We start from the raw sequence: 7316 nt of genomic DNA, 5'->3' as shown, positions 1-7316 counted from the left end.
GTGCGGCCGGTGGCCACCCGCGCCAGCTCGCGCGCCAGTTTGATGCGCTGCGCCTCGCCGCCGGAGAGGGTGGGGGAGCTCTGCCCCATCCGGATGTAGCCCAGGCCCACGTCCTCCAGCGTCTGGAGCACGCGCATGATGTCCTTGTGCGCCCCGAAGTGCAGCATCGCCTCGCGCACGCTCATCTCGAGCACCTCGGCGATGTTCTTCCCCTTGTAGAGCACCCGCAGCGTGGCGTCGTTGAAGCGCTTGCCGTGGCACACCTCGCACGGCACGTACACGTCCGCCAGGAAGTGCATCTCCACCAGCTTCACGCCATCGCCCTCGCACGCCTCGCAGCGCCCGCCCTTGATGTTGAAGGAGAAGCGCCCCGCCGTGTACCCGAACGCCCGCGCCTCCTGCGTCAGCGCGAACACCTCGCGGATGGCGTCGAACACCTTCGTGTATGTGGCCGGGTTGCTGCGCGGTGTCCGGCCAATGGGCCGCTGGTCGATGTCGATGACCTTGTCCAGGTGCTCCAGCCCGGTGATCGCCTTGTGCTTTCCGGGCACCTCGCGGCTCTCGTAGAAGGCGCGCGCGGCGGCGGGGTAGAGGATCTCATTGATGAGCGTGGACTTGCCCGCCCCGGACACGCCGGTGACGGCCACGAACAGCCCCAGGGGGATGTCCACCGTCACGTCCTTGAGGTTGTTCTCCTTGGCGCCCTGGATGGACACCTTCGCCTTGCCGGGGGCACGCCGCCGATCGGGGACCTCGATCTCCTTGCGACCGGAGAGGTACGCGCCGGTGATGCTCTTCTCGTTGTCCATCACCTGCGCCGGGGTGCCCGCGGCCACCACCTGGCCCCCCAGCTCTCCCGCGCCCGGCCCGAAGTCCACGAGCCAGTCCGCCTCCTCCATCGTCTCCTCGTCGTGCTCCACCACCACCACGGAGTTGCCCAGGTCGCGCAGCCGCTTGAGCGTGCCCAGCAGCTTGCCGTTGTCGCGCTGGTGCAGCCCGATGGAGGGCTCGTCGAGGATGTAGATGACGCCCGTCAGCTCGCTGCCCATCTGCGAGGCCAGGCGGATGCGCTGGCTCTCGCCGCCCGAGAGCGTGGACGCGGTGCGATCCAACGTCAGGTACGCGAGCCCCACGTCCTGGAGGAAGCCCAGGCGGCTGCGGATCTCCTTGAGCAGCTCGGTGGCGATCTTCCGCTCCGTCTCCGTCAGCTCCATCCCGTTGAGCCAGCGCAGCGCGTCGCCGATGGTGTGGTGGCTCAGCTCCACGAGGGAGCGCCCGTGCACCTTCACCGCCCGGCTCTCCGGCTTCAGGCGCGCCCCGTCACATGTGGGGCACGGCTTGTCGCTGAAGAACTTCTGGTAGTAGGTGCGCATCGCCTCGGAGGTGGTCGTCTTGAAGCCGCGCATCAGCTTGTTGACGAGCCCCTCCCACTCCATCTCGTAGCGGCCGCCATCGCCCCACTGGACGGTGAAGCGCTTGCCCTCGGCGCCGTACATGAGGGTCTTCTTCGCCTTGGCCGGCAGCTTCGCGTAGGGCGCGTCCAGGTCGATGCCGAAGGCGTTGGCGAGGCTCTCCACGAAGTCCGCCGTCCAGCCCTCGCCCTTGTTCATGCCGCTGGCCCACGGCTCCACCGCGCCCTCGCGCAGGCTGCGCGAGGGATCCGGAACGATGCGGTCCGGGTCCATCTCCGCCTTGGTGCCCAGGCCGTTGCAGTCCGGGCACATGCCCAGCGGGTTGTTGAAGGAGAACGAGGAGGGGCTGAGCTCGCCGAAGGACAGGCCGCACGCGTGGCAGGCATTGAGCTCGCTCATGATGCGGTCGCTCGCCGGGTTGCCCGTCTCATCGGTGATGATGAGCATGCCCTTGCCCTCGCGCAGCGCCGTCTCCACCGAGTCCGTCAGCCGCTGCTTCACCTCCGGCTTGATCACCAACCGGTCGATGATGAGCGCGATGTCGTGCTTGGACTTCTTGTCCAGCTCGATGCGCTCCTCCAGGCTCTTGAGCTTCCCGTCGATACGCGCGCGCGAGAAGCCGCGCTTCTGCGCCTCGGTGAGGATGTCCTTGTGCTCGCCCTTGCGGTTGGTGACCACCGGCGCGAGCACCTGGAGCTTCGTGCCCGAGGGCGAGCCCATCAGCGTGTCGACGATCTGCTGGGCGCTCTGCTTGCCCACGCGCTTGCCGCAGTTGGGGCAGTGCTGAACGCCCACGGAGGCGTAGAGCACGCGCAGGTAGTCGTGCACCTCGGTGACGGTGCCCACCGTCGAGCGGGGGTTGTTGCTGGCCGCCTTCTGCTCGATGGAGATGGTGGGCGACAGGCCGCGGATGGTGTCGTACTTGGGCTTCTCCATCTGCCCGAGGAACTGCCGGGCATAGGCGGAGAGGCTCTCCACGTAGCGGCGCTGGCCCTCGGCATAGAGGGTGTCGAACGCCAGCGAACTCTTCCCGGAACCGGAGACGCCGGTGAACACCACCAGCTTCTTCTTCGGAATCTCCAGGGAGATGTTCTTGAGGTTGTGCTCCTTGGCTCCGCGGATGGAGATGACGTCGGGCTCGGACATGGGGGCGCGATCTACCACTGAAAGGGCGCGCAGGTGGGGGGGATGCGACGCGCGGGGCTTGAATGGTCCTGAACGGATGGATTTTCAAGGCGAATCCCACCACCGGCAGGCGGGCAGGCGGGCGGGCGCCGGGTGCCGGGTATTGGTATAGGGTGCGGCGCACATGCCCCCCATCCCCGAGCGCCTGCGCGGCTCGCCGCTGCTCGTCATCTCCAGTTTCCTCTTCGCGGTGATGGCCTTCTGCGCGCGCTCGGTGGCGGGCCGCCTGTCGGTGGGGCAGGTGGTGTGCGCGCGCTTCGCCATCGGCCTCGTCTTCCTCGCGCTGTACTACCCCCTCACCGGGACGAGGCCGCGCATGGGGCGCCCCCGGCTGTGGGTCCTGCGAGGCCTCTTTGGAGGTGGCTCCGTCTACTGTTATTTCGTGGCCATCGACCGGCTCGCGGTGGGGCCCGCCACGCTGCTCAACGCCTGCTGGCCCATCTGTGCCGCCATCCTGGGCATCTTCCTCCTCGGGGAGCAGGTGAACGGGTACCTGGCCACCGGGCTGGCCGCGACCACCGTGGGCGCGGGGCTCGTCATCTGGAGCACGGTGCAGGACGGCGTGGGCCTCACCTTGGGAGTGGGTGCGTGGGCCGGGGCGCTGTCCGCCGTCCTCAGCGGCGCGGCCGTCATCGCCCTGCGCGCCCTGCGCCACGACACCGACGCCTCCTCCATCTTCCTGTCCTTCTGTGTCTTCGGGCTGCTGTTCGGCCTGCCCTTCGCCATTCAGGACTGGCGGCCCGTGAGCGGGGACATGCTGGCGCCGCTGCTCGGCATGGGGCTGGCCTCGGTGGCCGCGCAGATGATCTTCACCTACGCGATGGCCCACGTGACCTCGACGGCGGTGGGCGGCATCACCACCCAGCTCACCCCCGCCTTCTCCTGGCTGTTGGGCGCGCTGTTGCTGGGTGAACCCATGCAGCCCCTCTCGGTGGTGGGCTCGCTCGTCTGCATGGGGGGCGTGCTGTGGGGAACGGGCCTGGCTCCTCGCCTGCTCGTACCGGCCTCCCGGCCTTCCACCTGAACGGGAAGATCGGGCTTCCCCTTCCTCTCCGTGCGGGTGCCGGTTTTTACCCGTTGTCTGGCGGGCACTCCGGCAATCTTTTCAAACGGGGGGCATCCGGTGGGCAGGTTGCTTCTCGCCTGTTCCAATCTTTTTCCCAGGAGATCCACGGCTTGTCCCTTCCCTGGGCGTCTGGCTTCCCCTTGGGCCCCAGGGTTGCAGAGCCCTCACCCCAGGTGTGGCTGGTGAGTGCGCGGGTGGTTCGCGATCACCAGCCTCGTGGAGGCTGCGATGGTTGGATTTCGCTGGGTGTGCGTGGCCGTGTGCATGATGGCCCTGGTCGGGGTGGGATGCGATCGCCCGACATCGCACCAGGCCCGCTCGGGGCTGGCGGCAACGCCTGAGACGCTGGACTTCGGCCTCTCGGCGGTAGGCGTTTCCAAGACGATGAAGGTCCGCCTGTCCAACCGGGGCCGCGCGCCCTTCCGGGTGCAGGGGGCGACGGCGAACCTGCCCAACATGGAGGTGGTGCCCTTCGAGGCCTTCGAGCTGAAGGCGGGTGGAGAGCACGAGGTGGAGGTGCGCTTCACGGCGGACGTGGAGGGCAAGGTGCAGGGCATGCTGGAGGTGCTCACCGACGCCGACAACGTGGGCAAGGAGGGCGTGGCGCAGGTGGGCATGTCGGGCCAGGGTGTGAAGGCCTGGTTGGAGGTGGCCTCGCGTGCCATGGACTTCGGCAACGTGGAGCTGGGCAATGTGGAGGTGCGCGAGCTCCACGTGCGCAACGCCTCGCGGGTGGACAGCCCGGTGCGCATCGACCTGGACGGCTCGGACGCGGATCAGTTCGGCTCCAGCGAGGCCGGGGTGCCCTTCGTGCTCAAGCCGGGCGAGGAGCGCCGGGTGCCGGTGTCCTTCCATCCGGATCGGCTGGGCGCGGCGCAGGCCCTGGCGCGGGTGGCCGTGGTGTGCGCCACGTGCGAGCCCACCGTGGTGACGCTGGCGGGCACGGGCATCGCCTCGCGGCTGGAGGTGACGCCGCTGCGAGTGGACTTCGGCCGGGTGCCGATCGGCGCCACCGCCGAGGAGCGCATCACCGTGCGCAACCAGGGCACCGAGCCCATGACGTACGGCGGGGCGCGACTGCTCGACGACATGGGCGGTGCCTACCGCGTGGTGAGCGCCCCCGTGCTCTCGGGCAACGTGCTCGCTCCGGGTGCGACGGTCGAGGTGCGGGTGGCCTTCTCGCCCAAGAGCGCGGGCCCGGTGCGCGAGGCGCGGCTGGCGCTCGAGGTGCGGCCCGAGGGCACCAGCGGTCCGGGGCCCAAGGTGGCGCTCTCGGGCGAGGGCGGCGCCTCGTGCGTGGTGCTCCAGCCGCAGCCGCTCGACTTCGGCGTGGTGGCCGAGGGCATGAGCGCCACCCGGGAGGTGCAGGTCCTCAACCGCTGCCGCACCGACGTGCTGCTGAGCGAGCTGAAGCTCACCACGAAGAAGGGCGGCTACTTCCTGCTGGCGCAGGCGGCTTCCAGCGTGCCCATTCCGGTGGGCCAGTCGGTCTCCGTGCCCCTCACCTTCAGGCCTCGCGCCGGGAGCGGGGAGGGCGAGGCGGAGCTCGTCGCCAAGGTGCTCATCGGGCGCAGCACCTCCACCGAGGTGCTCAAGGTGGTGGGCACGGGCAAGGTGTTCTCACCCTGCCAGTACAAGCTGGAGCCGGCCGAGTTGGACTTCGGCAACGTGCCGGTGGGCTCCGAGGTGACGCTCGCCGCGGCGGTGCGCAACACCGGCGCCACCGAGTGCTACCTGGCCGGGATGCAGGTCGCCGACGGCTCGGATGCGTCCTTCTCCGCGGAGAAGAAGGGCAACTCCGTGCTCAAACCGGGCCAGCGCGCCCTGCTGCTGGTGCGCTTCAAGCCGGGCTCCGAGGGCGAACTCACCGGCATGGCGGAGGGCTGGGTGAACCACCCGTCCAACGGCCACATGATGGTTCCCCTGCGCGGTCTGGGCGCCAACGGCTGCTTCTCCGTGCAGCCCACCAGCCTGGACTTCGGCCTGCTCCGGCTCGCCTGCGGCCCGCGTGAGCGCGAGCTCATCGTCTACAACAAGTGCCCCGGGCCCACGATGGTGGCGGGCCTGACGACCGAGGGCGACGCGGGGGACTTCAAGCTGGACAGCCCGCTCTTCTTCCCGGCGACGCTCCCCGCCCACAGCCAGACGCGCATCAAGGTGTCGTACGAGCCGCGCAACGACGGGGAGGACGCGGCGGCGCTCCGCTTCGACCTGGGCTCGGGCTCGCCCTACACGGTGGGCCTGGTGGGCCGGGGCGAGCTGAAGAACGAACAGACGGACGAGTTCGTCCAGCAGGCGCAGGCCAAGGTGGACGTGCTGTTCGTGGTGGACAACTCGGGCTCGATGATGGACGAGCAGCAGAGCCTGGGGCAGAACTTCACGGCCTTCCTCACCCACGCGGCCTCCGCGGGCGTGGACTACCACATCGGCGTCACCACCACGGGCCTGGAGCGTTCCTCGGGTGGGTGGGCGGTGTGCCCGGGTGGGGCCGAGGGCGGTGAGAACGGGCGCCTCTTCCCCGTGGACAACTCCTCGCCCCGCATCATCACCCCCACCACGCCGGCGGCCGCGTCCGTCTTCGCGCGCAACACCAACGTGGGCGTGTGCCACTGGAACGAGCAGGGCCTGGATGCCATGCACCGCGCCCTGTCGGATCCGCTCGTCTACAACTCGGACGACGCGCGCACGCCGCAGGGGGCGGATGGCAACGCCGGCTTCCTGCGCGAGGACGCCAAGCTGGCCATCATCGCCGTGACGGACGAGGAGGACTTCTCCACGCAGCCGGTGTCCTTCTACGAGACGTTCCTCCTGGGGTTGAAGGGCGGGGATGCCTCGAAGGTCATCTTCTCCGCCATCGCCGGGCCCAAGGACCTGGGCTCCTGCCCCAAGGCCAGCAGCTCCGGCAACCGCTACATCCAGCTCGCCGAGGCCACGGGCGGCGTGGTGGAGAGCATCTGCACGCCCCACTGGGCCGACTCACTGAAGCGGACCGCGGAGAGAATCTCCGCCTCCACCCGCGGCTTCCCGCTCTCCGAGAGGCCCTTGGACACCTCGCGCATCGAGGTTCGGGTGGATGGCGTCGAGGTGAAGACCGGGTGGACCTATGACGGGGCCACCCACTCCATCCTCTTCCAGAAGGGCGCGGTGCCGGCACCAGGCTCCCACGTGCGGGTGACCTATCCCGTGGACTGCTGAACCCGTAGGAGTTGACTGTTTTATTCCAGGAACAACGGTTACGACCGGCAGCGCTACTTCGATTCGCCGCCAGCGTCCGGCAACCGGGGGCTCCCCGCGCGGGGATGAAGTTCCCATCCGCTCGAAGACCCTATAATTTCAGAGGCTCCTGTGGCGTGACGGCTTCCGGTCACCTCGGGGTTGTGCCTTGTGCACCAGGTGAACCCACCTCTGAGCGGACATTCAACATGAACACTGTGCGCGTTATAGGCGCCGGCGCTTTCGTGCCCTCCCGGGCCATCAGCAACGCGCGCCTCGCCGCGGCCTTTCCAGGCTGGTCCGCCGAGCGCATCCTCGAGAAGACGGGCATCCGCGAGCGGCGCTACCTGTGGGACATCGACGCGCAGGGCCGGGCCATCGCGCCGCCCGAGAATGATCGCCCCGTCTACCCGGCTTCCAACACCGACATGTGCGAGGTC

General features: G+C 69.0%; 3 protein-coding genes and 1 pseudogene. 3 read left to right on the top strand and 1 reads right to left on the bottom strand.

Annotation, left to right across the window (positions count from 1 at the left end):
• Nucleotides 1-2558, bottom strand: a 2558-nt coding sequence (gene uvrA, locus VF794_RS27060) for an excinuclease ABC subunit UvrA (RefSeq protein ID WP_331115279.1), incomplete at its 3' end; no start/stop codon positions are given.
• A gap of 163 nt (nt 2559-2721) precedes the next feature.
• On the opposite strand from uvrA, the gene VF794_RS27055 reads away from it, so the two are divergent.
• The 3 genes and pseudogenes from VF794_RS27055 to VF794_RS27045 form a co-directional block, all read left to right on the top strand.
• Nucleotides 2722-3621: a DMT family transporter gene (locus VF794_RS27055; RefSeq protein ID WP_331115277.1), complete on the top strand. Its 900-nt coding sequence runs from the start codon at nt 2722-2724 to the stop codon at nt 3619-3621.
• Nucleotides 3622-3891: 270 nt separating this feature from the next.
• Nucleotides 3892-6858, top strand: a complete 2967-nt coding sequence (locus VF794_RS27050; protein WP_331115275.1) for a choice-of-anchor D domain-containing protein — start codon at nt 3892-3894, stop codon at nt 6856-6858.
• A 227-nt stretch (nt 6859-7085) separates the two neighbouring features.
• A pseudogene (locus tag VF794_RS27045) lies at nt 7086-7316 on the top strand (3-ketoacyl-ACP synthase); the annotation flags it as partial.

This window comes from Archangium sp., assembly GCF_036389735.1.
Lineage (GTDB): Bacteria > Myxococcota > Myxococcia > Myxococcales > Myxococcaceae > Archangium.
This window is presented reverse-complemented; position numbering and strand designations above follow the sequence as displayed.

Coding starts and splice junctions, on each gene's coding strand:
- VF794_RS27055 (WP_331115277.1), top strand. CDS start 2,722: ATGCCCCCCATCCCCGAGCGCCTGCGCGGCTCGCCGCTGCTCGTCATC.
- VF794_RS27050 (WP_331115275.1), top strand. CDS start 3,892: ATGGTTGGATTTCGCTGGGTGTGCGTGGCCGTGTGCATGATGGCCCTG.